This window comes from Aliidiomarina taiwanensis, from assembly GCF_003987015.1.
Classification (GTDB): domain Bacteria; phylum Pseudomonadota; class Gammaproteobacteria; order Enterobacterales; family Alteromonadaceae; genus Aliidiomarina; species Aliidiomarina taiwanensis.
This window is the reverse complement of record NZ_PIPQ01000001.1, coordinates 314455-339181: the sequence shown is the minus strand read 5'-3', so window position 1 is coordinate 339181 and position 24727 is coordinate 314455. Positions and strand designations below refer to the sequence as shown.

23 protein-coding genes and 5 tRNA genes are annotated in these 24727 nt (G+C 48.5%); 21 read left to right on the top strand and 7 right to left on the bottom strand.

The window, feature by feature from the left end; genetic code table 11:
* Positions 1 to 58: 58 nt before the first annotated feature.
* The 6 genes from kdsA to hemA form a co-directional block, all read right to left on the bottom strand.
* Complete coding sequence (gene kdsA, locus CWE15_RS01580; protein ID WP_126756298.1) at positions 59 to 904, bottom strand: 3-deoxy-8-phosphooctulonate synthase; 846 nt, start codon at positions 902 to 904, stop codon at positions 59 to 61.
* Between the two features lie 27 nt (positions 905 to 931).
* Positions 932 to 1324, bottom strand: coding sequence for a SirB2 family protein (locus tag CWE15_RS01575; RefSeq protein WP_126756297.1), 393 nt, complete (start codon positions 1322 to 1324; stop codon positions 932 to 934).
* Between the two features lie 8 nt (positions 1325 to 1332).
* Positions 1333 to 2826 (bottom strand): response regulator, encoded by a 1494-nt coding sequence (locus CWE15_RS01570; protein WP_126756296.1) that lies wholly within the window; start codon positions 2824 to 2826, stop codon positions 1333 to 1335.
* Positions 2827 to 2921: 95 nt separating this feature from the next.
* Complete coding sequence (prmC, locus tag CWE15_RS01565) at positions 2922 to 3767, bottom strand: peptide chain release factor N(5)-glutamine methyltransferase (RefSeq protein ID WP_126756295.1); 846 nt, start codon at positions 3765 to 3767, stop codon at positions 2922 to 2924.
* Positions 3764 to 4852, bottom strand: coding sequence for a peptide chain release factor 1 (prfA, locus tag CWE15_RS01560; RefSeq protein WP_126756294.1), 1089 nt, complete (start codon positions 4850 to 4852; stop codon positions 3764 to 3766). Before prfA ends, prmC begins: the two co-directional genes overlap by 4 nt.
* Before the next feature lie 2 nt (positions 4853 to 4854).
* The gene (gene hemA / locus CWE15_RS01555; protein ID WP_126756293.1) at positions 4855 to 6114 is read right to left on the bottom strand and encodes a glutamyl-tRNA reductase; all 1260 of its coding nucleotides are present in this window, start codon (positions 6112 to 6114) and stop codon (positions 4855 to 4857) included.
* Positions 6115 to 6244: 130 nt separating this feature from the next.
* Here hemA and lolB point away from each other — a divergent pair, with 130 nt between their 5' ends.
* From lolB to CWE15_RS01490, 13 genes are all read left to right on the top strand, one after another.
* Positions 6245 to 6910 carry a lipoprotein insertase outer membrane protein LolB gene (gene lolB / locus CWE15_RS01550; RefSeq protein ID WP_157980692.1) on the top strand — a complete coding sequence of 222 codons (666 nt, stop codon included), beginning with the start codon at positions 6245 to 6247 and terminating at the stop codon, positions 6908 to 6910.
* Positions 6907 to 7767 carry a 4-(cytidine 5'-diphospho)-2-C-methyl-D-erythritol kinase gene (gene ispE, locus CWE15_RS01545; protein WP_126756291.1) on the top strand — a complete coding sequence of 287 codons (861 nt, stop codon included), beginning with the start codon at positions 6907 to 6909 and terminating at the stop codon, positions 7765 to 7767. Before lolB ends, ispE begins: the two co-directional genes overlap by 4 nt.
* A 45-nt stretch (positions 7768 to 7812) precedes the next feature.
* The gene (locus CWE15_RS01540) at positions 7813 to 8760 is read left to right on the top strand and encodes a ribose-phosphate pyrophosphokinase (protein ID WP_126756290.1); all 948 of its coding nucleotides are present in this window, start codon (positions 7813 to 7815) and stop codon (positions 8758 to 8760) included.
* 196 nt (positions 8761 to 8956) lie between these two features.
* The gene (locus tag CWE15_RS01535; protein ID WP_126756289.1) at positions 8957 to 9601 is read left to right on the top strand and encodes a 50S ribosomal protein L25/general stress protein Ctc; all 645 of its coding nucleotides are present in this window, start codon (positions 8957 to 8959) and stop codon (positions 9599 to 9601) included.
* Positions 9602 to 9615: 14 nt separating this feature from the next.
* Positions 9616 to 10200 carry an aminoacyl-tRNA hydrolase gene (gene pth / locus CWE15_RS01530; protein ID WP_126756288.1) on the top strand — a complete coding sequence of 195 codons (585 nt, stop codon included), beginning with the start codon at positions 9616 to 9618 and terminating at the stop codon, positions 10198 to 10200.
* A gap of 30 nt (positions 10201 to 10230) precedes the next feature.
* Entirely contained in the window at positions 10231 to 11322 is a 1092-nt protein-coding gene (gene ychF, locus CWE15_RS01525) for a redox-regulated ATPase YchF (RefSeq protein ID WP_126756287.1), read from the top strand.
* A gap of 116 nt (positions 11323 to 11438) precedes the next feature.
* Complete coding sequence (locus tag CWE15_RS01520; protein ID WP_126756286.1) at positions 11439 to 12815, top strand: class II fumarate hydratase; 1377 nt, start codon at positions 11439 to 11441, stop codon at positions 12813 to 12815.
* Between the two features lie 9 nt (positions 12816 to 12824).
* Positions 12825 to 13493, top strand: a complete 669-nt coding sequence (locus CWE15_RS01515) for an SDR family oxidoreductase (RefSeq protein ID WP_126756285.1) — start codon at positions 12825 to 12827, stop codon at positions 13491 to 13493.
* Between the two features lie 149 nt (positions 13494 to 13642).
* Positions 13643 to 13719, top strand: a tRNA-Met gene (locus CWE15_RS01510).
* A gap of 13 nt (positions 13720 to 13732) precedes the next feature.
* Positions 13733 to 13817, top strand: a tRNA-Leu gene (locus tag CWE15_RS01505).
* A gap of 13 nt (positions 13818 to 13830) precedes the next feature.
* A tRNA-Gln gene (locus CWE15_RS01500) sits at positions 13831 to 13905 on the top strand.
* 56 nt (positions 13906 to 13961) lie between these two features.
* Positions 13962 to 14036, top strand: a tRNA-Gln gene (locus CWE15_RS01495).
* A gap of 11 nt (positions 14037 to 14047) precedes the next feature.
* Positions 14048 to 14132: transfer RNA gene (locus CWE15_RS01490), tRNA-Leu, on the top strand.
* Between the two features lie 58 nt (positions 14133 to 14190).
* Here the strand turns inward: CWE15_RS01490 and CWE15_RS01485 are convergent.
* Complete coding sequence (locus tag CWE15_RS01485; protein ID WP_157980691.1) at positions 14191 to 15357, bottom strand: FAD-dependent monooxygenase; 1167 nt, start codon at positions 15355 to 15357, stop codon at positions 14191 to 14193.
* 101 nt (positions 15358 to 15458) lie between these two features.
* On the opposite strand from CWE15_RS01485, the gene CWE15_RS01480 reads away from it, so the two are divergent.
* From CWE15_RS01480 to leuS, 8 genes are all read left to right on the top strand, one after another.
* Positions 15459 to 16304, top strand: a complete 846-nt coding sequence (locus CWE15_RS01480; RefSeq protein ID WP_126756283.1) for a DMT family transporter — start codon at positions 15459 to 15461, stop codon at positions 16302 to 16304.
* 102 nt (positions 16305 to 16406) lie between these two features.
* Positions 16407 to 17834, top strand: coding sequence for a tRNA (N6-isopentenyl adenosine(37)-C2)-methylthiotransferase MiaB (miaB, locus tag CWE15_RS01475; RefSeq protein WP_126756282.1), 1428 nt, complete (start codon positions 16407 to 16409; stop codon positions 17832 to 17834).
* 19 nt (positions 17835 to 17853) lie between these two features.
* On the top strand, positions 17854 to 18876 hold the full coding sequence (locus CWE15_RS01470; RefSeq protein WP_126756281.1) for a PhoH family protein: 1023 nt from the start codon (positions 17854 to 17856) through the stop codon (positions 18874 to 18876).
* The gene (ybeY, locus tag CWE15_RS01465; protein WP_126756280.1) at positions 18860 to 19345 is read left to right on the top strand and encodes an rRNA maturation RNase YbeY; all 486 of its coding nucleotides are present in this window, start codon (positions 18860 to 18862) and stop codon (positions 19343 to 19345) included. The genes CWE15_RS01470 and ybeY overlap by 17 nt, the downstream gene beginning before the upstream one ends.
* A gap of 9 nt (positions 19346 to 19354) precedes the next feature.
* A complete protein-coding gene (locus CWE15_RS01460; protein ID WP_126756279.1) occupies positions 19355 to 20224 on the top strand; it encodes an HlyC/CorC family transporter in 870 nt (289 codons plus the stop codon).
* The gene (lnt, locus tag CWE15_RS01455) at positions 20211 to 21752 is read left to right on the top strand and encodes an apolipoprotein N-acyltransferase (protein ID WP_126756278.1); all 1542 of its coding nucleotides are present in this window, start codon (positions 20211 to 20213) and stop codon (positions 21750 to 21752) included. The genes CWE15_RS01460 and lnt overlap by 14 nt, the downstream gene beginning before the upstream one ends.
* Positions 21753 to 21817: 65 nt before the next feature.
* Positions 21818 to 22027 (top strand): hypothetical protein, encoded by a 210-nt coding sequence (locus tag CWE15_RS01450; RefSeq protein ID WP_126756277.1) that lies wholly within the window; start codon positions 21818 to 21820, stop codon positions 22025 to 22027.
* 59 nt (positions 22028 to 22086) lie between these two features.
* Complete coding sequence (gene leuS, locus CWE15_RS01445; RefSeq protein ID WP_126756837.1) at positions 22087 to 24669, top strand: leucine--tRNA ligase; 2583 nt, start codon at positions 22087 to 22089, stop codon at positions 24667 to 24669.
* Positions 24670 to 24727: the final 58 nt, after the last annotated feature.

Here is a 24727-nt window from a genome sequence, read left to right as displayed (position 1 = left end):
TTGAATATGACTTAACCATACCTGAGGGCGCTAGCGAGAACAAGCTTAACCTATGCTTTTAAATGGAGGTGTCAAGCTCTGGAAAGCTTTTTACTAAGTCGTCAACCGCTTTCATTTGCTGTAAGTACCCTTCTAAGCGGCTCAAAGGGAGGGCACAAGGGCCGTCACACTTTGCTTCGTCCGGGTTCGGGTGCGCTTCTATAAATAAGCCTGCAATACCTAAAGCCATACCACTTCGGGCCAGTTGCGCTGCTTGTGCTCGCCGACCGTCTGCCGAGTCAGCACGCCCACCTGGGCGCTGCAAAGCATGGGTGGCGTCAAAAATAACTGGGGCCATGCTTTTCATTTCGTCCATGCCAAGCATATCCACTACGAGGTTGTTATAGCCAAAACTACTACCGCGCTCACACAGTAAAACTTGCTGGTTCCCCGCTTCCACAAACTTATTAATGACATGGCGCATTTCGTGAGGCGCTAAGAACTGCGGTTTTTTCACGTTCACCACTGCCCCTGTTTTTGCCATCGCCACCACTAGATCGGTTTGACGGGCCAAGAACGCAGGCAATTGAATAACATCGGCCACTTCTGCTGCCGGTGCAGCCTGGAAGGGCTCGTGAATATCCGTAAGAATCGGCACATTAAATTTGGCTTTAATGTCAGCTAAAATTTGCAAGCCTTTGTCTAAGCCGGGGCCGCGGTACGAATGCATCGACGAGCGGTTCGCTTTATCGAACGACGCTTTGAACACGTACGGAATATTTAGCTTTGTGGTCACTTCTACATAGTGCTCAGCAATTTCCATTGCTAATTCAGCAGACTCAAGCACATTCATGCCACCAAATAACACAAACGGCTTGTTGTTTGCTACTTCAATATTACCGATATGGATATTCTGCAAACTCATAATGTTTTCCATAGTTAGTCTTTTCGCTTAAAGAGATGCGAGTAAAATGGGCTGTTTCAGCATGGCCACTTTGACCATCCAAAACCAAGTGAGTATGGCCATTGCCGCAAAAGGAGCTTTTAATTTAATAGGGAAGCGGCCACGCAGTGCAAGCACCGTAAGCACTGAGAAAGCGATATAGGCTATAAATCCAATCAGCTTCTCTGTATGAAAACTACTCGTAAACGGGTGCGCTTGAGTGGCAATTAAAAGGCCGACAATACTCGCAACAAACAAACCGTCTACTGCGTGAGGGGTCACTTTAAGCCATTTTTTGTCGAGTACGGCTGCGTCTTTCCAGGCTAAAAATATCCGCAACAACAAAAACACCAGACTAAGCATTGCCAGGGTGGCGTGCAAATGTTTAAACATCAGGTACATATAATTCCTTATTCGTGTTCTAAAACAAACTGATACAGGCTATGAGCATGCTCAATAATAAGCTCACACAAGGCTGGATTTAAATAATTCCCTTGCTCTTCTCTTAAACGTGCCACCACATCTTCTAATGGTAAATCTTGCTTCACTAGTTCAATAAAGAGCCCGGTAATATTGAACAGATAACTTGCGAATGCCACCTGCTCCCCTTCACTCCCTTGCGGTAAGCCCATGCCGTCAAACCGTTCTAAACGTTCTTCGAGCGCCTGCACCGCAGTATTAACCACGGGGTGGGGTGACGCATGCAGTGGGCGTACGGCTTGGATTAAGCGTTTTTGGGTAGGGGAAATACGCTCTGCCATGCTGCCGTCTGGGGTTATAAAGCGACTAACAATGCGCTCATACACTCCTGCCGCAGTGCCTAAATGTTGGCGCTCTTCGCCTGACAGTTCAAGTAATGCTGTCATCTGGTCAATAGTCTGCACATATAAAGAGCGTTGCTCCGGATGCAATGCATAAGCTTCTGTTTCTAAAGTTACCAAGCGCGTCGCTAAGTCAGAAAACAGCTGATTCGAGTCCTGCAAGCAGAGTACGTTGTCGAGAGCAACTTGTACATTGTCTGCAAACAGCTGCAGCATTTCACGCTCACGTTCATTTAAAGGGCGCACCAGCCCTGTTAAGCATAATAACGCCCCTTCCGGCTGGCTCTCACTCGCGCAGTAGGCGATAACAAAGTCGTCCGCATAATAAGTGCTATGTGTTTTCACTACACCCGCTAACTCCACCAGTGCTTCTTTCGGTAGCGCAGACTTGAGTAGCTGGCCTGCCAGTTGGTCAGCGTCTTCACCATAGGCGGCACGCACTTTGAATTCGGTCCTGTTCGAACGATCGACCGTGGCAAAAATGGTTTGTCGGGCTCCACCAATTAACCAGCCAAGTTGCTGCACCACACCCGAGATAAGTTGATCCATGGACTGCAGGACAAATAAGTTGTTCATGGACGCAATGATCTTTTCTAACCCGGTGCGGCTTTGCACAATAGAAATAATGTCGCGGTAGGAGCGTAAACTCGACATAACAGCCGTGAAAAGCTTCTGAGCCGTTAACTCGGTTTTCGACTTATAGTCGTTAATGTCGTAATTCACAATAACAGTGCGTTCGGGCGCTTGGCCAGGCTGGCCGGTTCGTAGAATAATACGGGTGTAGCGGTTATTAAGCTCTTCTCGAATATAGCGTGCGACATTTAAGCCGGCGTCATCGGTTTCCATGACCACGTCGAGTAGAACGATAGCTGCGTCCGGGTGTGCCTTGGCAAGCTCGCACGCTTCCATGCCAGAATAAGCACTATGAAACTCAAGACCACGCCCTAAAAACTGAAAATCGCTTAAAGCCAGCTTGGTCACCGCATGCACTTCTGGTTCGTCATCAACAATAAGTATTTTCCAGCTTTCTTCTGGTAGCTCTTGTTGTTGCGGTTCCTCTGCAAAAAGATATGTAGCGCCCATTCAGATTACCTATTCCCTAAACACTGTAAACAACTCACTATGACCATAGCATATCATTATGGCAACTACTTGTTAGTAGGAGTAATAATTTTTAATTATAGCAGTATATGCGAATTATACTTTTGCGCATAAGTGACCCGCTCTTGTCCCCCATAATCGCGCTTTGTCGCTACATTGACATACCCACAGGACGCAAAGAAAGTGCGCACGGCTTCCCCTTGGTCATAGCCATGTTCAAATGCCAACCAGCCGCCATTGATTAAGTAAGCTGACGCCGCTTCTATAATATTGTAAATGTCAGCTAAACCTTGCTGGCCAGCAACCAATGCCGATGAGGGTTCAAAACGCACATCGCCCGTTTGTAAGTGCTGGTCCTGCTCGTCTATATAGGGCGGATTTGAAACAATTAACTGGTACTGATGTTGCACAGAACTAAACCAATTGCTTTGTAGTACCCGAAGATTCGTGCAACCTAGAGCCTGCTGATTGAACTGTGCTAAAGCGACGGCTTCAGCTTCCACATCGACAGCGTCAACTTGCCAGTGAGGACGCTCCAAAGCCAGCGCCAGCGCAATCGCCCCGGTTCCAGTACCTAAGTCAAGCACTCGGCTGTTCTCGGCTAAGGGGAAGTCTAGGCATGTTTCCACCAACACTTCCGTGTCTGGCCGAGGGATTAACGTGCTCGCATTTACTTTCAAGCGAAAGGTCCAGAAGTCACGATAACCAAGGATATGTGCAATAGGCACACCCTTTTCTCGCTGTGACAAAAGCTCGCGATACAGGGTTAATTGGGCGATGGGTAAAACAGAGTCTGGCCAGGTCAATAAATACGTGCGGTCTACCCCTAAGCAATGGCACAGTAATAACTGCGCGTCGAGCTTCGGGGTTTCACTTTCTGCGCAGCGTAATCCCCCCTCAGCTAAGGCCTCTTCTAGGGTCATTCGCCACCATCGGAAAGCGACGAAAGTAAGTCGGCTTGATGCTCAATCACGATCGCGTCCAGAATCAAGTTTAAGTTGCCTTCGAGCACGTCGTCTAACCTATATAAAGTTAAGTTAATGCGGTGATCGGTCACGCGACCTTGCGGATAGTTATAGGTACGAATACGCTCTGAACGGTCACCACTCGCCACCAAACTACGGCGGGTAGACTGTTCTTCCGCAGCCCGACGCTCGTCTTCTGCTGCTTGTAGTCGAGCAGTCAACACAGACATGGCCTTCGCTTTGTTTTTATGCTGTGAACGTTCTTCCTGACACTCCGCCACAACGCCCGTTGGTATGTGCGTAATACGAACCGCCGAGTCGGTTCGGTTTACGTGCTGACCACCGGCTCCCGAAGCCCGGTACGTGTCAATTCGTAAATCTGCTGGGTTAATTTCAATGGCTTCTGCAGCGGGTATTTCCGGTAGCACCGCCACCGTCACCGCCGAGGTGTGCACACGCCCTTGCGACTCTGTTTCCGGCACCCGCTGGACACGGTGCCCACCCGACTCAAACTTCATCCGGCCATACGCTTCGTCACCCATAACATGGGCAATTATTTCCTTAAAACCACCATGTTCGCCTTCACTGGCACTGATAACACTCATACGCCAACCGTTTTCTTCCACAAACTTGCTGTACATGCGAAACAAGTCTCCAGCAAAAATGGCGGCTTCGTCGCCACCGGCTCCCGCACGTATTTCAAGGTAACAAGGATGTGAGTCGTTCGGGTCCCGCGGTAAAAGCAGTATTTGCAGCTCTTTACTTAAGCGTTCTAAACGTTCTTGTGCGTCCACCAGCTCTTCTTCTGCCATTTCCTTTAATTCAGGGTCAGACATCATTTCTTCAGCAGCTTCTTGGTCTTCTTTTGCTTGCTGCCAGCTATTGAAGCATTGAACCGTTTCACCTAATTGAGAGTATTCACGGGAGAGGGCACGAAACTGCTCCTGATCCGAAATAATTTCAGGGGTACCAAGCAATACCTGTACTTCTTCGTAACGCTCTTGAAGCGTTTCTAATTTATGGATTAATGATGCTTTAAGCATACTTATTCGTCGGCCTCGTGGTGTATTAGTTTTTGATATGCAGCCAGGGAGTAAATGTCATTATCTCGCCCTGCTTGCTGTATCGCCGTCGTTGGTTTGTGCATGAGCGTATTGGCTAAACGCTGGGCTAGCTGGTGAATCACCTCTTCCGGGTCACGCCCGGCTGCAATCGCATTCAAAGCACGCTCTTTTTGCTCATTGGCAATGCGCTGCCCTTGTGTCCGATACTCTCGTAAAATGTCGACACTGTTTAAACTTTGTACCCAAGCGGTAAAGTCCGCTACATGCTGTTGAATAATAGTCCGGGCTTCAGCCGCTGCTTTTTCCCGTTGGGCTAGGTTTTTACTCACAATTTTTTGCAGGTCGTCCACAGTGTATAAGTACACGTCATTCAGGGTACCTACTTCTTCTTCAATATCCCGTGGTACGGCTAAATCAATAAAAAGCATGGGCTTATGTCGACGTGCTTTTATGGCAGTTTCAACCCAGCCCTTACCAATTATAGGCACAGGACTCGCTGTGGAGCTGATAATAATGTCCGACTTCGACAGCAAGCCTTTTAATTGATCCAAGGTGTAAGCTTCACCACCGACGACGTCGGTCAGCTCTTGCGCGCGCGCAACGGTTCTATTTGCCACACTTAACTTACGCACTCCCTGCTCGCGTAAATGGCGCGCAGCAAGTTCTGCTGTTTCCCCAGCCCCCACTAAAAGAACTTCTGCGTCGCTCAAGTCCGCAAAAATATGTTTTGCTAAGTTCACGGCTGAGAATGCTACGGATACGGCATTCTCACCAACCGATGTGTCGGTGCGAACATTTTTAGCCGCAGCAAAGGTCGACTGAAATAAGCGGTCAAATAAAGCGCCAATCGTGCCTGCTTTGCGTGCTGCGTCGTAGGCGTCTTTTACTTGCCCAAAAATTTGCGGCTCGCCTAGCACCAAAGAGTCAAGCCCAGAAGCCACAGCCATCAAGTGGCTGATGGCTTGCTCGTCTTTATGCTGGTACACATGCTGTGCTACTTGTTCAACAGGAAGCGAATGAAAGTTAGCCAGCCATTGAATGATCGGCGCAGCATCGCCACTTTCAGCTTTACAATAGAGCTCAGTACGATTACAAGTCGAAACAATAACAGACTCGGACACTTTCCCTTGCTGCACCAAGGATTGTAATGCATGCTCAAGGTGCTCAGGTTGAAAAGCAACTTTTTCACGCACGTCTACAGTAGCCGTGGTGTGATTAATGCCAATAGCAAGAATGCTCATGAATAATTTGTTAATTCCGCTGAAGATGACGTGATTTCGATGGTATATTGTAAGCGATGCAGGTTCCTATTGAAAGCCACAGACACAAACCCACTGCTGAGATATTACTTTATTAAAGATGCGTAAACTTATGCCAACATTTCGTTCTCCTTACATACTCGTACTGACCTGCTTTCTTCTTCTGCTCAGTGGGTGCTCGCTACGCCCCAGTCAAGATGCCAGCACGTCCCAGGCTCCAGCGACTCTTATAAAGCAGCACCAAGCGCAAATAGAGGCCATCGCCCAATGGCATATTCGTGGCCGCATGGCTTTTTTTAATACCCTAGAAGATGACAGGTCGACCGCTACGTTAACCTGGCAAAAAGAAACAACTCTTTCTTCGTTGCGTTTATCGCACCCTCTTCGCGGAACCTTAGCGCGTCTCACCCAAACTGCAACGCAAGCCAGCCTTACGGATATGCAGGGGAAATCTTATTATGCGCCTACCGTCGACCAGCTTCTGGCTTGGCAGCTCGGCATTCATTTACCTTTCCAATTAGTTGAACAAGCGATAACAGGCCGTAAGCCAGCTGAACTCGGCAACGATTATCGCTATTACCCTGACGGCACCTTAGCTTCGTACCAGGTGGCAAGCACCTCCCTACAAGGTGGTCAAGATCTGTGGCATATCGCCTTGTCACGCTATAAAGGCGTTGACACTCCTTTGGGCACTCTGTTGCTACCCCATGAGCTTGAAATAACACATGCGAACTACCGTATTCGCTTGCAAATAAATAACTGGAGCCAAATACAGTGAGCCAACCCGACTTAATTTTACCCGCCCCGGCAAAGTTAAATTTATTCTTGCATATTACCGGCCAGCGAGACGACGGTTACCATTTATTAGAAACTCTTTTTCAATTTTTAAGTGTGGGTGACACCTTAGCCTTCTCTCGCACCAACACTGGCGACATTCAACTCACCCCAGGATTACCCCAGGTTGCAGACGAAGACAATTTAATCGTAAAAGCTGCTCGGGCCTTGCTCCCCTATCGACTCCATACTCAAGCCGGTATAAAGATCGAATTAACCAAGCGCTTACCCATGGGCGGTGGCCTGGGTGGCGGTTCCTCCGACGCAGCCACTACATTGTTAGCGCTAAACGCCCTGTGGGATATCCACTTACCACTTGAGAAACTTGCAGCAATCGGCCTAGAGCTCGGTGCAGATGTGCCAATTTTTGTGCATGGCTTTGCAGCACTAGCCCGCGGGGTGGGTGAACAGCTAACGCCTATGCACCCAGAGGAGTCTTGGTACTTCATTGTGCACCCGAACGTGGAAGTGAGTACCGCCCAAATTTTTACTCACCCGAACTTACCCCGGAATACGGCCCCGTTAAAAGACCCACAGATAAACTGGGCGGATCACCACAATGACTGCGAAAACTTGGTTAAATCGCTGCATCCGCAGGTTGCGCTTGCCCATAACTGGTTGCTAGAATACGGGGCGTCCAGAATGACCGGAACAGGTGCGTGTTTATTTGCCCCTTTTACGTCAAAAGAGGCAGCGCAGCACGCACTTAATAATATGCCAGCTTCGTTTACAGGCTTTATTGCTCAAGGGCTTAACACCTCGCCAGCACATCTTGCCCTAAACGCAGCCTTGGTAAATTAACTCGGCGTTCTCCGCACTTACATACAAATAAGGTTGAGGTTTCTCGTGCCCGACATGAAGCTATTCGCTGGCAACGCAATACCCGAGCTGGCTCGCAAGATCGCAGATCGACTTTACATTAAACTCGGCGACGCCGATGTAGGTCGCTTTAGCGACGGCGAAATCAGTGTTCAAATCAACGAAAATGTCCGCGGATCGGACGTCTTCATTATCCAATCAACATGCGCTCCAACCAATGACAACCTCATGGAACTCGTGGTTATGGTCGACGCATTACGACGTGCATCTGCAGGTCGAATTACCGCCGTCATGCCTTACTTTGGTTACGCTCGTCAAGACAGACGTGTGCGTTCAGCCCGAGTACCTATTACTGCGAAAGTTGTGGCTGACTTCCTTTCGAGTGTTGGTGTTGACCGCGTATTAACCGTGGACCTTCACGCAGAGCAAATTCAGGGGTTCTTCGACGTACCTGTCGACAACGTGTTTGGTAGCCCTGTGCTACTAGAGCACATGAAACTTCAAACCTTCGATGACCCTGTTATGGTGTCGCCAGACATTGGTGGTGTTGTTCGCGCGCGCGCAATGGCAAAGCTGATGGACGAAACCGACTTAGCGATAATCGACAAACGTCGTCCTAAAGCGAACGAGTCGCAGGTAATGCACATTATTGGTGACGTGGAAGGCCGTGATTGTGTCATGGTGGATGACATGATAGACACGGGTGGCACGCTTGCTAAGGCGGCAGAAGCCTTGAAAAACCGGGGGGCTAAACGCGTTTTCGCTTATGCTACACACCCTGTATTTTCAGGTAATGCCGTGGAAAACATTCGCAACTCGCACATCGACAAGCTTGTGGTCACCGACAGTATCCCGCTTTCGGAGGAAATGAAAGCGACGGGTATGGTCACCCAACTGACCTTAAGTGGCATGCTGTCTGAAGCGCTACGTCGCGTGAGTAATGAAGAATCTATTTCGGCTATGTTTGAATACTAACCGCGTCTTTCTTTTTGAGAAAGGCCAAGGGCACTTCCCCTTGGCCTTTTTTATTTCTGGAGAAACACAGCCGAAACAACCTGCTTTTCATTGAAAGTAATAGCCACTAATGCTAAACTGCGCCGCCCTCGAGTGACGGGGATTCACGTTACATTCTGGTCGCGGAGTGTAACCCAATTATTTATGGAGAATAACCATGAGCACAGAATACAGCTTTGACGCTGAAATCCGTACTGACTTAGGTAAAGGTGCGAGCCGCCGCCTACGTCATGCCGGTAAAGTTCCAGCGATTCTATACGGTGGCGACGAAGCCCCAGTTTCATTAACTTTAGATCATGACAAGGTCAACAACGCCGCTGACCACGAAATTTTTTACAGCAGCATTCACACTCTGAATGTTGGCGGTAAAAAAGTGCAAGCTATCCTAAAAGATATGCAGCGTCACCCGTTCAAGCCGAAGCTAGTTCACTTGGACTACCAGCGTGTAAGTGCAAAAGAAGAATTCACAACCCGTGTACCAGTTCACTTCATGAATGAAGAAGTTATTCAGAAGCTGAAAGGTGTTGTTATTCGTCACGAAGTAGACATCGAAGTGTCATGTCTACCAAAAGACCTTCCAGATGCAATTGAAATTGACCTAGCTGAGCTAGAAATTGGTGCAAACATTCACCTATCTGAAGTGACGCTTCCTGAAGGTGTTACAGCAGTTGAACTAGGCCGCGGCGAAGACCACGACCTTGTAATTGTTTCAATTACAGCTGCGAAAGAAGAAAGCACTGAAGACGAAGAAAGCGACACTGACAGCGCTGCAGAAGCTGCAGACGACGCCGCCGACGAATAAGCGAGTCGTTCAGGATGTCTGCTGACATTCGCCTAATTGTGGGTCTTGGTAATCCAGGCTCAGAATATGAACAAACCCGGCACAATGCCGGGTTTTGGTTCATAGACGAGTTTGCACGCCACTTCTCGACTCCATTAGCTAGCGAATCAAAATATTTTGGTATCACTGGCCGCATGCCAGCACCTTACCCCGATACCCGCCTACTCAAACCCATGACCTTTATGAATAAAAGTGGTCAGTCTGTGGCGCCCTTGGCGAACTTTTTTAAGGTGCCCCCAGAGCAGGTTTTAGTTGTTCACGACGAACTCGACTTACCCCCAGGTGTAGCCCGCTTTAAACAAGGTGGTGGCCATGGCGGACATAACGGGTTAAAAGACATAATTCGGTGCTTTGGTAACAACAATAATTTTCATCGACTGCGTATTGGTATTGGCCACCCTGGCCACAGCGATCGCGTGACAGGGCATGTGTTAGGCAAGCCCCCGCAAAGTGAACGCGACGCCATTGAACGTATTATTGATGAATCCGTGCGTGCCGTAGATCTTGCCCTCGCCAAAGGTTGGGTCGAGGCCAAGCAGTACTTACACTCAGTGCGCTAATGCACTGTCTAAACAAATAAAGGTGTTCTCATGGGATTTAAATGTGGCATTGTTGGTTTACCCAACGTAGGTAAGTCAACCCTATTCAACGCATTAACCAAAGCGGGTATTGAAGCAGCAAACTTTCCCTTCTGCACCATAGAGCCAAATACAGGTGTCGTACCGGTTCCAGACGAGCGGTTAACTGCTTTAGCCAAAATAGTGCAGCCACAGCGGGTGTTGCCCACCACCATGGAGTTTGTGGATATAGCCGGGCTGGTTCAAGGGGCTTCAAAAGGCGAAGGCTTAGGCAACCAGTTCTTAGCCAACATCCGTGAAACCGACGCAATTGGCCATGTGGTGCGCTGTTTCGACGACGAAAACATTGTGCATGTGGCTGGTAAAGTAAGTCCGCAAGACGATATTGAAATTATTAACACTGAGCTTGCTTTAGCCGACCTCGACTCAGTAGAAAAAGCCATTCACCGCTTAGGCAAAAAAGCCAAAGGTGGTGACAAGCAGGCTAAAGCCGAAATGTCTGTGCTGGAGAAGCTATTACCTGCTTTGACAGAAGGTGAAATGGCTCGTTCCATTGAGCTTGACGACGAAGAGCGTAAAACCATTCGTTCGTACAACTTACTCACCTTAAAACCCACCATGTATATCTGCAACGTTGCTGAAGACGGCTTCGAAGACAACCCATACATGGACATGGTGAAGGAAATTGCAGCCAAGGAAAACGCAATTGTCGTACCTGTCTGTGCTGCCATCGAGTCAGAAATTGCTGAACTTGAAGATGAAGAAAAAGAAGAGTTCATTGCTTCTATGGGATTAAGCGAGCCAGGTTTAAACCGCGTCATTCGTGGTGGCTACGACTTATTAAACCTACATACCTACTTCACAGCGGGTGTAAAGGAAGTCCGAGCCTGGACAGTGCGTGTGAACTCTACGGCACCCCAAGCCGCAGGTGTTATCCATACGGACTTCGAAAAAGGCTTTATTCGTGCTGAAGTGGTCAGCTACGACGACTTTATTGCCCACAATGGTGAACAAGGTGCAAAAGACGCCGGTAAATGGCGTTTAGAAGGTAAAGACTACATTGTTAAAGACGGTGACGTGATTCACTTCCGCTTTAACGTGTAACCTCTTCTCTCTTTTAAAAAACCGGCTTTTGCCGGTTTTTTTATGCCTAAAGGAGTTGAATTGTACGACGAAGCCGCCCACTCTATAAGTATGTTTTATTGGCAAAGGAAGGTGTCATGGTTAAGTATAGAATTGAACGAGACAGCTTAGGCGAAGTGGAAGTTCCGGTCGATGCACTTTATGGTGCCCAAACCCAGCGGGCAATTGATAACTTTCACTTCAGTGAAGTGCAGTTGCCCTTTGCGTTTATTCGCTCCGTAGCTCTTATTAAGTATTGCGCCGCTGAGGCAAATGCCAGCTTAGGTGTGCTTGCGAAAGAAAAAGCAGACGCTATTATGCAGGCTGCCCTGGAAGTGTTTGAGGGGCGCTGGCAAGGCGAGTTCCCTGTCGGTGTGTTTCAAACAGGCTCAGGCACCAGTACCAATATGAACGTGAACGAAGTACTCGCTCATTTGGCAAGCAACCACACAGGGCTTGCGATTTCACCGAACGACGACGTCAACCTTGGACAAAGTAGTAACGACGTTATACCAACGGCCATTCAACTCAGCACCACCCGCCGTATTACTCGAAAATTACTGCCCGCTTTGGCTCATCTCGTCGAAGTGACAGAAACCAAAGCTGCAGAGCTTGATCATGTGGTTAAAACGGGGCGAACGCACTTGATGGACGCGATGCCACTCACCCTGGGTCAAGAGCTACGGGCTTGGGCTAATCAAGTACAACTTGCCAGCGAGCGCTTGCAGGCGTTATTGCCTCAGCTTCGAGCTCTGCCCCAGGGAGGAACGGCAATTGGCACAGGTGTCAATAGCCACCCGGAATTTGCTAAACGCTTTAATGAGTGTTTAAGTGCCTTTACTGAGCAACCCTTTACTGCAGCAGAAAACCCCTTTTCAGGTATTGCTGGTCAAGACATTGCCGTAGCAACCGCTGGTTCTGTCAGTTCCCTCGCTACGGCATTTATGAAAATTAGCAACGACATACGCTGGATGAACAGTGGTCCGCTTGCTGGACTTGCAGAAATAACGCTCCCGACCTTGCAACCTGGTTCAAGCATTATGCCAGGCAAAGTAAACCCCGTGGTACCAGAAGCCGTTTGTATGGCCTGCGCACAAACACTGGGTAACCAGACGACCATTAACATTGCTGGCCAGTCAGGCAACTTTCAATTGAATGTGATGTTGCCGGTCATTGCGTATAATCTGCTACAAAGCATTGAGCTTATGACTAGCAGTGCCTATGCGCTAGCGGACCAGTGCATACAGCCATTGCGCATAAACACTGAAAATCTTAATGACTCACTCCAGCGCAATCCCATCTTGGTCACAGCATTAAACCCAATTATTGGGTATGACAAAGCCGCAGCCATTGCCAAAAAGGCCTACCAAGAGCAGCGCCCTATTCTGGATGTTGCAGCGGAAGAAACCGATATACCCAAGGAAGAGTTAGCAGAGCTACTAGACCCAGTAAAGCTAACGAAAAGTAAAAAATAGGAGTCATACATGAGTTTAAATGTTTTAATTACAGGTGCGAACCGAGGCATAGGTTTAGCCTTCGCTCAACAATATTCTGCCGCAGGGCATCAGGTGTATGCTGTTTGTCGCAGAGCCTCTGATGCATTGAAGGCTCTGAATAATGTGACGGTTATTGAAGGCGTCGACGTCACTAGTATACGTGCAGCGGAAGCTATTGGCAGCGAACTTGGCGACACCAAGCTCGATATTTTGATTCAAAATGCGGGCATTCTGACTCGGGAAACCCTCGATTGCGCCCCCGTTGAGGATATCAAGCAACAGTTTAATGTGAATGCCTTAGCACCATTGCAGCTCACGTTAGGCTTACTACCCCATTTGCAATCGGGCAGCAAAGTAGCCCTCATTACCAGTAGAATGGGTTCTCTTGCCGACAACACCAGCGGTGGGTACTATGGCTATCGCATGTCGAAAGCGGCTTTGAATGCTGCGGGTGTTTCCCTCGCCTGCGATCTAAAACCAAACGGCATCGCCGTTGCCTTGTTGCACCCTGGCTTTGTACAAACGGATATGGTGAATCAAGCGGGTGATATTTCAGCAGATGAGGCGGCTAAAAGACTAAGACAACGTATTCAAGAGCTCACTCTAGAAACCTCTGGCACCTTTTGGCATAGCAATGGCGAAGTGCTCCCGTGGTGATTTTGCTCAAGTTCTAGTCAAAGCAGCTCTTTTTTGACCACTTGAACATTAAAATGCAATTTTTTCACGAAAAGAGGTTGACGTATGCGGACAGTATTCGCATAATGCGCTCCGCACACTCGCAGTGTGGCAATGAAATGTTTATTGACGGCTATGTAGCTCAGTTGGTTAGAGCACATCACTCATAATGATGGGGTCGCAGGTTCGAATCCCGCCATAGCCACCAAATAATCATTCATGCGGACGTGGTGGAATTGGTAGACACGCTGGATTTAGGTTCCAGTGCCTCACGGCGTGAGAGTTCAAGTCTCTCCGTCCGCACCAACTTTAAGACAGTTGGGGTATAGCCAAGCGGTAAGGCAGCGGGTTTTGATCCCGCCATTCCTAGGTTCAAATCCTGGTACCCCAGCCATTTTCTTTGATGAAAATACTTAAAGTACCCACAACTGCAAAGTAGCTGAAAACCGTTGGGGTATAGCCAAGTGGTAAGGCAGCGGGTTTTGATCCCGCCATTCCTAGGTTCAAATCCTGGTACCCCAGCCATTTTCTAAATTGCGGACGTGGTGGAATTGGTAGACACGCTGGATTTAGGTTCCAGTGCTTCACGGCGTGAGAGTTCAAGTCTCTCCGTCCGCACCAATTTAGAAAAAAGCTAAGTGCATATGCTAAAAAAGTCGCCTCGAGCGACTTTTTTGCTTTATAGCTTCCAGACTCCGCTGGCATAGGCTGTCATGATACTGCGGCCAGGAGCAAATGCTTGTAAACCCTTTAACAGGGCACGTCGCAGCACTGGCACCGGCTGTTTTTCTGCATGAAATCCCCACCCAATGACATCCATAGCATGGGCCATCGTTTCGTTGTCAATGCGCCGCATGCGCTGAAACCTGGTTAATGCAGCGGCTCGCTCTGTTGTGGGCGTCAATGCTTGCGACTGAACTGCTTCTAGCAATGCTTTGACATCACGGAAGCCTAAGTTTACTCCCTGCCCTGCCATAGGATGAATGCTATGAGCCGCATCCCCTAGCAGAACCGTAGGGCACTGTACGTAACGCAGAGCACTTTGTCGGATCAAGGGAAAACTGGCATAGTTTTGCACTTTAAAAGCGCCTATATAGGGCGTAAAGCGTTCTTTTAATTCGCCTGCCATGCTTTCTTTACTTGCTTGCCAAGCGGCAACTTGGTCCGAGCTTCCGTATAAAATACAACAGGCATATTTATTTGCTAAGGGCAATAAAGCATGAATTTCACGGTCTTTAAATAACTCCCAAGTGCGCGCAGGTACTTGCTGCTCTGTTTCAACAATGCTGAGTAAGCAACGTTGACCATAGTCACGCCCCGCGACCCCTATACCACTTTGGCTGCGTACTTGTGAATGGGCTCCGTCACAGCCAAACACTAAGTCAAAACGTATTATATGTCCGTCCACTGTGGTCGCCTGCTGCGACCCTGGGCATAAGTGTTCGAGGGAGGTTTCTAGACACTGAATAGAGTCATAGGCAGTCATTTCTAAAAACAAAGCGTGCTGCATCACTTTATTTTCTATCATATAGCCAAGGGGCTTGCTTCCGTTGGCATCACCAAGCTCTAACCAATGCTCGGGAGAGTCACTTACCGCCAATTGATGGAATGGGTACAGGCGACAGTCCTGTATACGCGACCAAACACCCAGTTGCTCCAACAGCTCGATATTGTCGTGAGTAACAGCAGATATACGCAAGTCATACTCACTGTTTTTATCCCATTGGTGAATGAATTTAGGGTCTAGCACCACTACCTGCTTTCCTTGCCGGGCCAAACCTATAGCCAAGCTTGCGCCCACCATACCACCACCCACAATGAGGGCTGATGTGGTTATATCTGTCATATCTCTCATTACCTGCAATTAACCCTTCTATGGCCATAGTATGCCGTAACCCCCGCTGCATGATAAGATCTGCCTTCATAAAGTTTCCGGCCCAGGTACACATGCTAAATATTCCTCCCTTCGTTATTGCGTCAGCCTTAGTCTTGCTGGCAGAATTGTGCTTCGCTGGTGTGAGTGCTTTGGTGAAACACACCAGTGCCCAGCTCCCCTTTGAACATTTGGTGTTTTTCCGCAACCTTTTTGCGCTATTGGTGTTACTTCCCTGGCTCTACCGCAAGCGAGCAACTGCGTTCCGAACCGAGCAGTTTGGCTTACATATTCTTCGCGCCGTTTTTGGTATAGCCGCTATGTATCTATTTTTCTTAGTGATTGCCACTATTCCATTAGCACAGGCCACTTTAGTGTTGCTTCTGGCGCCATTCCTCATTCCAATTATTAGTTATTTCTGGCTGAAAGAGCACATTCGCCCCCGCCTTTTTGCCACCATTGCCTTGGGGTTTGTCGGCGCCTTTGTGTTCTTGAATCCCGCCCAGCAAGCGTTACACCCTATGGTCGGCGTCGCCTTTATCGCCGCTATTTTTGCCGCTTGGACAAAAACCATGATCCGAAAACTCTCGGCTACTGAGTCACCAAGCAAAATTGTGTTTTATTTTTCTTTCTTTGCCTCAGTGCTTTCGTTTTTCCCATTACTCATTCGCTGGCAGCCGATCCCGCTTAGCGCTTGGCTGGGTATTCTTGGGATTGGTTTGTTCGCCGTTATCGGCCAACTGGCCATGACCCGCGCCTTTAGTATTGCACCGCCTTCTCAAGTGGGAGTGTTCACTTACAGTTCGGTTATTTTTGCTGCTTTACTCGGTTATTTATTCTGGGGCGAGGCCATTACGTCTTACATGGTGGCAGGGTTTGTCATTATCCTCAGCGCGGGGTACCTCACCTTAAAGCGTTAGACAAAGGGAAAATAGACAGACACAGGGGAAACCTAGCATCGCAGCTTGGAACAAGGTAAAATGGCCCCCCTTTTTGAACGTAAGCAAGGTAAAGTGAATCGCATGGCAAAGAAAGTCTATATCAAAACATGGGGCTGCCAAATGAACGAGTATGACTCGAGCAAAATGGCCGACCTATTACACGCACAGCTTGGATACGAGCCAACCGCTGAGCCAGAGGACGCTGATTTGCTGCTGCTGAACACTTGCTCAATACGTGAAAAAGCACAAGAAAAAGTGTTCCACCAACTGGGCCGTTGGAAAAACTTGAAAGACGAAAAGCCCGGTTTAGTCATTGGTGTAGGTGGCTGCGTAGCTTCCCAAGAAGGAGCTGCCATTCGTTCCCGTGCGCCTTTTGTCGACCTTGTGTTTGGTCCGCAAACTTTACATCGCCTACCGAGCATGCTGGCACAGCTTGAGTCTGGCGAGGGTTCCGTTATCGACGTTTCCTTTCCAGAAATAGAAAAGTTTGATCGTTTACCCGAGCCCGTCGCTGAAGGCCCTAGTGCATTCGTGTCTATTATGGAAGGCTGTAGCAAATACTGCACGTTCTGTGTTGTACCTTACACCCGCGGTGAAGAAGTCAGCCGGCCCGTTGACGATGTCTTGTTTGAAATTGCCCAATTGGCCGAGCAAGGCGTGCGTGAAGTCAACTTACTAGGCCAAAATGTGAATGCCTACTTAGGCGAAAACCACGATGGAACTGAGTGCACATTCGCTGAGTTATTACACTTAGTAGCCGCCATTGATGGTATCGACCGAATTCGTTATACCACGTCGCATCCGGTTGAATTTACCGATGACATTATTGCAGCTTACGAAACTATTCCTGAATTAGTCAGCCATTTGCACCTACCTGTACAGAGTGGTTCCGACCGAATACTCGCGTTAATGAAGCGTGGCCACATGGCACTTGAATACAAATCGCAAATTCGGAAACTAAGAAAAGTCCGCCCTAACATTGCTATGTCTTCAGACTTTATTATCGGCTTCCCTGGCGAAACCGATGCGGACTTCCAGCAAACCATGGACTTAATTCAAGACATCGACTTCGATATGAGCTTTAGCTTTATCTACAGCGCGCGTCCTGGCACACCTGCTGCCGACTTACCTGACGACGTAAGCGATGAGGTGAAAAAGCAACGCCTGCAAATTTTGCAAGACAGAATTAACCAACAAGCTCAGCGCCATGCACGCCAAATGTTAGACACAGAACAGCGTATTTTGGTCATAGGCCCTTCTAAAAAGAACCCGATGGAGCTTGCTGGACGCACCGAGAACAACCGTGTGGTCAACTTTGAAGGACGCCCTGACATGATAGGGAAGTTTGTTGACGTGCGTATTACTGAAGCGCGTCCAAACTCCTTACGAGGTGAATTGGTTCGTGAAGAAGCCGACATGGGCTTACGTATTAGCATGTCGCCACAGTCGATTTTACAGCGAAAAACCGACCTAGCCGATGACATTGGCGTTGTTCAGTTTGTTCCTTAAACACATTTGGAGAGCTTGATTGAGTAGTAAACCGGATACCTTTGAGATTTATTTAGAACCCTCAGACAGTAAAAGACTGGCAAGTCTTTGCGGCCCGTTCGACGACAATATCAAGCACATTGAACGTCGGCTTGGCGTGGATATTCATTACCGCGACAATCATTTCGAAATTATCGGCCCGCCTATGGGCCGATTAAGCGCCAGCCAGATCTTGCGCGATCTCTACATAGAAACAGCGCCTGTGAAGGGAAAAGCTGCAGACATAGAGCCAGACCAAGTGCACATGGCCATTCAAGCAAGCAAAGCGCTGGAGCAAGACGTGGAGTTTGTTGAAGACCAGCAAACCACCATTAAAACTAAACGCGGCTTAGTGAAACCTCGCAATCCGAACCAACAAAGTTATGTACGCGCTATTTTGAACCACGACATTAATTTTGGTATCGGGCCTGCCGGGACAGGAAAAACCTACCTCGCGGTGGCCGCTGCCGTGGACGCGTTAGAACGCCAAGAAGTACGTCGTATTTTATTAACCCGCCCTGCAGTAGAAGCTGGGGAAAAACTAGGGTTCTTGCCTGGGGATTTAGCACAAAAAGTTGACCCTTATTTACGGCCCTTGTACGACGCTTTGTTTGAAATGCTTGGGTTTGAAAAAGTCGAGCGACTTATCGAGCGTAACGTCATTGAAGTTGCCCCTTTGGCGTATATGCGAGGGCGCACCTTAAATGACGCCTTCATTATTTTAGATGAAAGCCAAAATACCACGCCAGAACAAATGAAAATGTTTTTAACCCGTATCGGCTTTAACTCAAAAGCCATTATTACGGGCGATATTACACAAGTGGATTTACCACGTGGCCAGCGTTCAGGCTTACGCCAAGCCATTGAAATATTGCATGACGTTGAAGATATTAGCTTTACCTTCTTTACCGCAACAGATGTGGTAAGACACCCTGTTGTGCAGCGTATTGTGCAAGCCTACGACGTGTTCGATAAGAAAAAGAAAGTACAGCAAGCAGGAGGCGCTCATGAACGCCCTGATTGATTTGCAAAGAGCCACAGAGTACGCCCATATTCCTTCCCTCGAGAGTATGAGCCAGTGGGTTGCGGCTGTATTAAAGCAACAAGAAATACCCCAAGCAGAGCTGACCGTGCGCGTTGTAGACGAAGCAGAAAGCCAAAGTTTAAATGCCACCTATCGGCAAAAAGACAAACCAACCAATGTGCTGTCTTTTGCCATGGACACAGATGTGCCCCTCGAGGTACGGTTACTTGGTGACTTAGTCATTTGTGCCCCTGTGGTTGCACAAGAAGCGGAGCAGCAAGGTAAGCCATTGGCCCACCATTGGGCGCATATGCTGATACACGGCACCTTGCATTTGCTTGGTTATGACCATATAACGGATACAGAAGCTGAAGAAATGGAAGAATTAGAACGGCGTATTCTTCGTGAGTTCAGCATACCGGATCCATATTTAGCAGTTTCACATAACGAACCATTATATAAGGAATAGTACTTCGTCATGAGCGATGACCACCCCCCATCTGGACAATCGACGAAAAAATCATGGGCTAGCAGGCTTTTACATAGTTTTATGGCCGAGCCAAGCTGCCGCGAAGACCTCGTAGACCTCATTCAAGACGCCGAGGATCGCGATGTTATAGACACGGGCACAAAAGAGATGATCGAAGGTGTGCTCGATGTTTCTGAGTTAAAAGTACGCGACATCATGGTACCCCGCTCTCAAATGGTAACGATAGACAAAAGTCAGAGCCCGCAAGAGTTTCTGCCTATCGTAATTCAAACCCAACATTCCCGGTACCCTGTGGTCAGTGAAAATAAAGACCATATTGAAGGGATTTTGCTGGCAAAAGACCTTATTCCTTATGGCTTTGGCATGTCCACAGAGCCTTTTGTCATGAAAGATGTCATGCGTACAGCCGTGATAGTGCCTGAAAGCAAACGGGTTGACGCCTTACTTAAAGAATTTCAAAGTAAACGTTACCACATGGCCATTGTCGTTGATGAATACGGTGGTGTTTCTGGTCTCGTGACCATTGAAGACGTACTAGAAGAAATTGTCGGTGAGATTGAAGACGAAACAGATGACGAAGACACCCGCGCAGACATAAGGCGTATTAGTTCGTCCCGCTATTCTGTAAAAGCCCTCACGCCTATTGACGACTTCAACGACTATTTTAAAACCAATTTTCCCGACGAAGAACATGACACGGTTGGTGGTATTGTGGCACAAGCCTTTGGACACTTACCCGAAATAGGCGAGTTTGTAGAAATTGGCAAATTCAAGTTTAAAGTAACCGCCGCAGACCGTCGCCGCATCCAACAACTCCAGGTGTCTGAAATAGGCAGCGAGTTAAATGCAACTGAATAAGAAAACCTTTATTCCCAACTTACAACATCCGAACACACGGTATGCGTTGGCTTTTTTAGCCGGCGCAGTCATGCTGTTTGCCTACGCTCCTTTTCAGCAAGGCTGGCTTGCCCCATTGGCCATTGCCGCTTGGCTGCTTCTGCTGGTTCGTAGCCAAACCCCGCGGCAGGCAGCTTTCACCGGCTTTGCTTTCGGCATGGGATGGTTCGGCACGGGGGTCAGTTGGGTATTTGTCAGCATCGACACCTTTGGTGGCTTGCCTATGGTGGCCTCGCTGTTGTTAATGCTCCTGTTTTTCTCGTATCTTGCTCTTTATCCCGCACTTGCCAGTTGGCTCTGGCTTAAAGCACGGCTGCGGCTGAACGGCTATGGGCTTTTTGCGTTCCCCTTTATTTGGTTGTTTACCGAGCTTATCCGGGGCTGGGCCTTCACCGGGTTCCCTTGGCTTGGTATAGGCTACACACAGTCGAACACGCTGTTTGCGAGTTTTGCACCACATATTGGCGAAATAGGATTAACACTGGTTGTTTTTATTATTGCCATTAGTTTCGCCTATGTAGCCCTGAGTAAGCGCTTAGAATGGTTTATTGCACCTGTTCTTCTCTATGCTCTTGCTGCCTTTAGCTCCTCTATCAACCCCATGCAGGTGACCGGTGAGACCTCAAAAGTAGCCCTCGTGCAAGGTAACATTAAGCAAGAGCTGAAGTGGGATAAGGCTCAAGAATGGCCGAACTTTCTGCATTATAAAACGCTCACTGAACCCTTATTAGGTGAATACGACTTGGTGGTGTGGCCTGAGTCAGCCATTACTTTTATCGAGCCAACGGCCCAAGCAGCGTTAACAGCTTTTGCTCAACAGGCTGGACATGCGGGCACCAATGTTATTAGTGGCATCATCGACTACCACCCCGACTCTCAGCAGTTTTACAACAGCATTGTGGTGCTTGGCGACGCACAACAGCCCTATTACTGGCAAAATAAAAACCGTTATAGCAAGCACAAGCTTCTACCAATTGGCGAGTTTGTTCCCTTTGAGTCCTTGCTTCGCCCTATCGCGCCATTGTTTAATTTGCCTATGTCTTCGTTTAGCCGAGGCATGCCTACACAAGAAAACTTAGTGTCAGACTCCCTGCAAATTGCTGCGAACGTATGTTACGAAGTGGCTTTTAGCGGGTATATAAGGCGCCAACTGCAGGAACACACACAACTGTTACTGACCGTCAGTAACGACACCTGGTTTGGTGCCTCCCATGGGCCTCATCAACACTTTGAAGTTGCCCGTATGCGAGCACGGGAATTTGGCCGCCCCCTTCTCCGTGCAACCAACAATGGCATTACCGCTGTTATTGACCATCAAGGTTATGTTATTAAACAACTTCCACAGTTTAGTACTGGGGTTGCAGCGGCCTATGTCCCCCTCGTCGAAGGCACAACGTGGTATACTCGCTGGGGTGCTTCAAGTGCATGGCTATTGGCCCTTCTGTTTTTTGGTTTTAGTTGCCTACGCAGAAACCAACTGAAAGAATAGTCAAGGCGTGTGAAAGCCGATAAACTGTTACAAATTTTGAATTTCTTGATCAAGGAAACAAACCCATGAACGATTTACTTCAAGCTGTATTATTCACAGGTATGGTTGCAACCGCTGGATTAGGTATTTCTAGCCTGATTATGATGCTACTCCCAGCAACCACTGAAGGCGAAACGAAAGAAGCCCGTGGCGAACGCCTTGTTGAATATGCATTTTTTGGTATTTCCGGCGTAGTTAGTGCACTTGTATTGCTTCTTGCAATGAATTTATCTTAAGCACACGCCCTTATTAACGTATACCGACACCTATAGGTTGTATGTCGATGACAAAAAGAATTGAAGAACAATATCAGCCCAATGTAATTGAGGCAGAAGTCCAAGCGCGCTGGGAAAAAGAGCAAACATTTCATGTCACTGAAGACCCAAGCAAAGAAAAATTCTATTGCTTGTCTATGTTCCCCTACCCCAGCGGGAATTTACATATGGGGCATGTCCGAAACTACACGCTCTCTGACGTGGTTTCACGCTACCAGCGTTTGCAAGGAAAGAATGTCCTTCATCCCATCGGCTGGGACGCCTTTGGCTTGCCTGCTGAAAACGCAGCAATTCAAAATAAAACGGCACCCGCAAAGTGGACCTATAAAAATATCGACGGTATGCGTACCCAGTTAAAAACACTTGGTTTTGGCTACGACTGGCACCGTGAAATTGCAACATGTCACCCAGAGTATTACCGTTGGGAGCAATGGTTCTTTACCCGTCTGTATGAGAAAGGCCTTGTTTACAAAAAGAATGCCACCGTCAACTGGGACCCTGTCGACCAAACCGTACTGGCCAACGAGCAAGTGATTGATGGCCGTGGGTGGCGCTCTGGTGCTTTTGTGGAGCAAAAAGAAATTCCACAGTGGTTTGTGCGTATTACGGATTATGCGGACGAACTACTCGAAGACCTAGACCAGCTCGACGGTTGGCCTGAGCAAGTCAAAGCCATGCAGCGTAACTGGATTGGCCGTTCTGAAGGGGTTGAAATTACCTTCAACGTCAACGACAGCGATGATCAGGTTGCCGTGTATACAACCCGCCCTGACACCTTTTACGGTGTTACCTATATGGCCGTTTCAGCCCAACACCCACTGGCGTTACGTGCTGCTGAAAACAATACCCAGGTTGCTGAGTTTATTGCCCAGTGTAAGCAGCAAACCGTTGCCGAAGCCGACTTAGCCACCATGGAAAAACTTGGTGTCGACACAGGCTTCACAGCAACCCACCCATTAACAGGCAAGGCCATCCCCATTTGGGTAGCCAACTTTGTGCTCATGCATTACGGCACAGGAGCTGTTATGGCTGTGCCTGCGCATGACCAACGTGACTGGGAGTTTGCGCATAAGTATCAGCTGCCCATTACCGAGGTGATCGAGCCTCTCGAAGGAACGCACGACATTACCGAAAGCGCTTTCACCGACCATGGCCGGTTAATCAACTCAGGCGACTTCAATGGCCTTGAGTTCCAAGCAGCCTTTGACGCCATTGCTGACAAGCTTGAGTCCCTTGGTATTGGTGAGCGCCAAGTAAATTACCGGTTACGTGACTGGGGTGTTTCTCGTCAGCGTTACTGGGGTGCCCCTATTCCCATGTTGAATTTGCCAAATGGCGACTCTGTTCCTGTCCCTGACGACCACTTGCCAGTACGCTTGCCAGAAGACGTGGTCATGGACGGCGTTAACTCGCCGTTGAAGTCAGACACTGAGTGGCGCCAAACCACTTGGAATGGCCAACCGGCAGAGCACGAAACAGACACTTTTGACACCTTTATGGAGTCCTCTTGGTACTATGCGCGGTACTGCTCGCCACGCTATGAAAATGGCATGTTGAACCCTGAGCAAGCCAACTATTGGTTGCCTGTGGACCAATACATTGGTGGTATTGAACACGCTATATTGCACCTGCTCTACTCTCGCTTTTTCCACAAGTTGCTGCGTGACACGGGCTTGGTGGAGTCTGACGAACCATTTAAAAAGCTGCTATGCCAAGGCATGGTATTAGCCGATAGTTTCTACCGTGAAGATGAGCGCGGCGGTAAAACCTGGTATTCGCCTTTGGACATCGACTTTGAACGTGACGAGAAAGGCGGTATGACGCAAGCCATTCTTAAGTCTGACGGCCAACCTGTGGTGCATGCAGGCGTCAGTAAAATGTCGAAGTCGAAGAATAACGGCATTGACCCACAAGTCATGGTCGATAAATACGGTGCCGACACGGTGCGCTTATTTATGATGTTCGCGGCACCACCAGAGTTAACTCTGGAATGGTCAGACTCGGGCGTAGAAGGTGCACACCGCTTCTTACGTCGTTTATGGCGCTTAGTATACGAGTTCCAAACACACGCAGGCACAGCGACCTTAGATGTTGCGGCCCTAACCAGCGAACAAAAGGCACTGCGCCGCCAACTGCACCGTACCATTGAGAAAGTAACCGACGACATGGGCCGTCGACAGCACTTTAATACCGCTATTGCGGCCATTATGGAGCTAAGCAACCACTTGCAAAAAGCACCTGTTGCGTCAGAGCAAGATAAAGCTGTCATGCAAGAGGCTCTAGAAGCTATCACTATTATGCTGTCACCTATTACTCCGCATATCGGTGAGAAGCTATGGGCGGCACTCGGTCACACCACAGACCTTAACTTTGAGTCTTGGCCAAGCGTCGATAGCTCCGCTTTAGTGGAAGACGAAAAGCTCATTGTGGTGCAAGTAAACGGCAAGGTGCGTGCACGCTTAACCGTGCCCGCAGATATTGACCAAGCCAGCCTGGAAACACGAGCCTTCGCAGAAAGCTCAGTGGCTAACTTTACTGAAGGCAAAACCATTCGTAAGGTTATTTATGTGCCAGGCAAGCTACTTAATATAGTTGCCAATTAAAATGCACGGAGCTGCTTATCAACACACACTGCGCCTATTCTTCATAGGCGCAGTTGTC

Bases quoted from the DNA above. Each gene is read 5' to 3' on its own strand.
- lnt (WP_126756278.1), top strand. From the start codon at position 20,211: ATGCAACTGAATAAGAAAACCTTTATTCCCAACTTACAACATCCGAAC.
- ychF (WP_126756287.1), top strand. From the start codon at position 10,231: ATGGGATTTAAATGTGGCATTGTTGGTTTACCCAACGTAGGTAAGTCA.
- kdsA (WP_126756298.1), bottom strand. From the start codon at position 904: ATGAGTTTGCAGAATATCCATATCGGTAATATTGAAGTAGCAAACAAC.
- CWE15_RS01460 (WP_126756279.1), top strand. From the start codon at position 19,355: ATGAGCGATGACCACCCCCCATCTGGACAATCGACGAAAAAATCATGG.
- prmC (WP_126756295.1), bottom strand. From the start codon at position 3,767: ATGACCCTAGAAGAGGCCTTAGCTGAGGGGGGATTACGCTGCGCAGAA.
- lolB (WP_157980692.1), top strand. From the start codon at position 6,245: ATGCCAACATTTCGTTCTCCTTACATACTCGTACTGACCTGCTTTCTT.
- CWE15_RS01485 (WP_157980691.1), bottom strand. From the start codon at position 15,357: ATGACAGATATAACCACATCAGCCCTCATTGTGGGTGGTGGTATGGTG.
- CWE15_RS01535 (WP_126756289.1), top strand. From the start codon at position 8,957: ATGAGCACAGAATACAGCTTTGACGCTGAAATCCGTACTGACTTAGGT.
- CWE15_RS01575 (WP_126756297.1), bottom strand. From the start codon at position 1,324: ATGTACCTGATGTTTAAACATTTGCACGCCACCCTGGCAATGCTTAGT.
- CWE15_RS01520 (WP_126756286.1), top strand. From the start codon at position 11,439: ATGGTTAAGTATAGAATTGAACGAGACAGCTTAGGCGAAGTGGAAGTT.
- CWE15_RS01570 (WP_126756296.1), bottom strand. From the start codon at position 2,826: ATGGGCGCTACATATCTTTTTGCAGAGGAACCGCAACAACAAGAGCTA.
- CWE15_RS01480 (WP_126756283.1), top strand. From the start codon at position 15,459: ATGCTAAATATTCCTCCCTTCGTTATTGCGTCAGCCTTAGTCTTGCTG.
- CWE15_RS01450 (WP_126756277.1), top strand. From the start codon at position 21,818: ATGAACGATTTACTTCAAGCTGTATTATTCACAGGTATGGTTGCAACC.
- ybeY (WP_126756280.1), top strand. From the start codon at position 18,860: ATGAACGCCCTGATTGATTTGCAAAGAGCCACAGAGTACGCCCATATT.
- CWE15_RS01515 (WP_126756285.1), top strand. From the start codon at position 12,825: ATGAGTTTAAATGTTTTAATTACAGGTGCGAACCGAGGCATAGGTTTA.
- pth (WP_126756288.1), top strand. From the start codon at position 9,616: ATGTCTGCTGACATTCGCCTAATTGTGGGTCTTGGTAATCCAGGCTCA.
- prfA (WP_126756294.1), bottom strand. From the start codon at position 4,852: ATGCTTAAAGCATCATTAATCCATAAATTAGAAACGCTTCAAGAGCGT.
- hemA (WP_126756293.1), bottom strand. From the start codon at position 6,114: ATGAGCATTCTTGCTATTGGCATTAATCACACCACGGCTACTGTAGAC.
- miaB (WP_126756282.1), top strand. From the start codon at position 16,407: ATGGCAAAGAAAGTCTATATCAAAACATGGGGCTGCCAAATGAACGAG.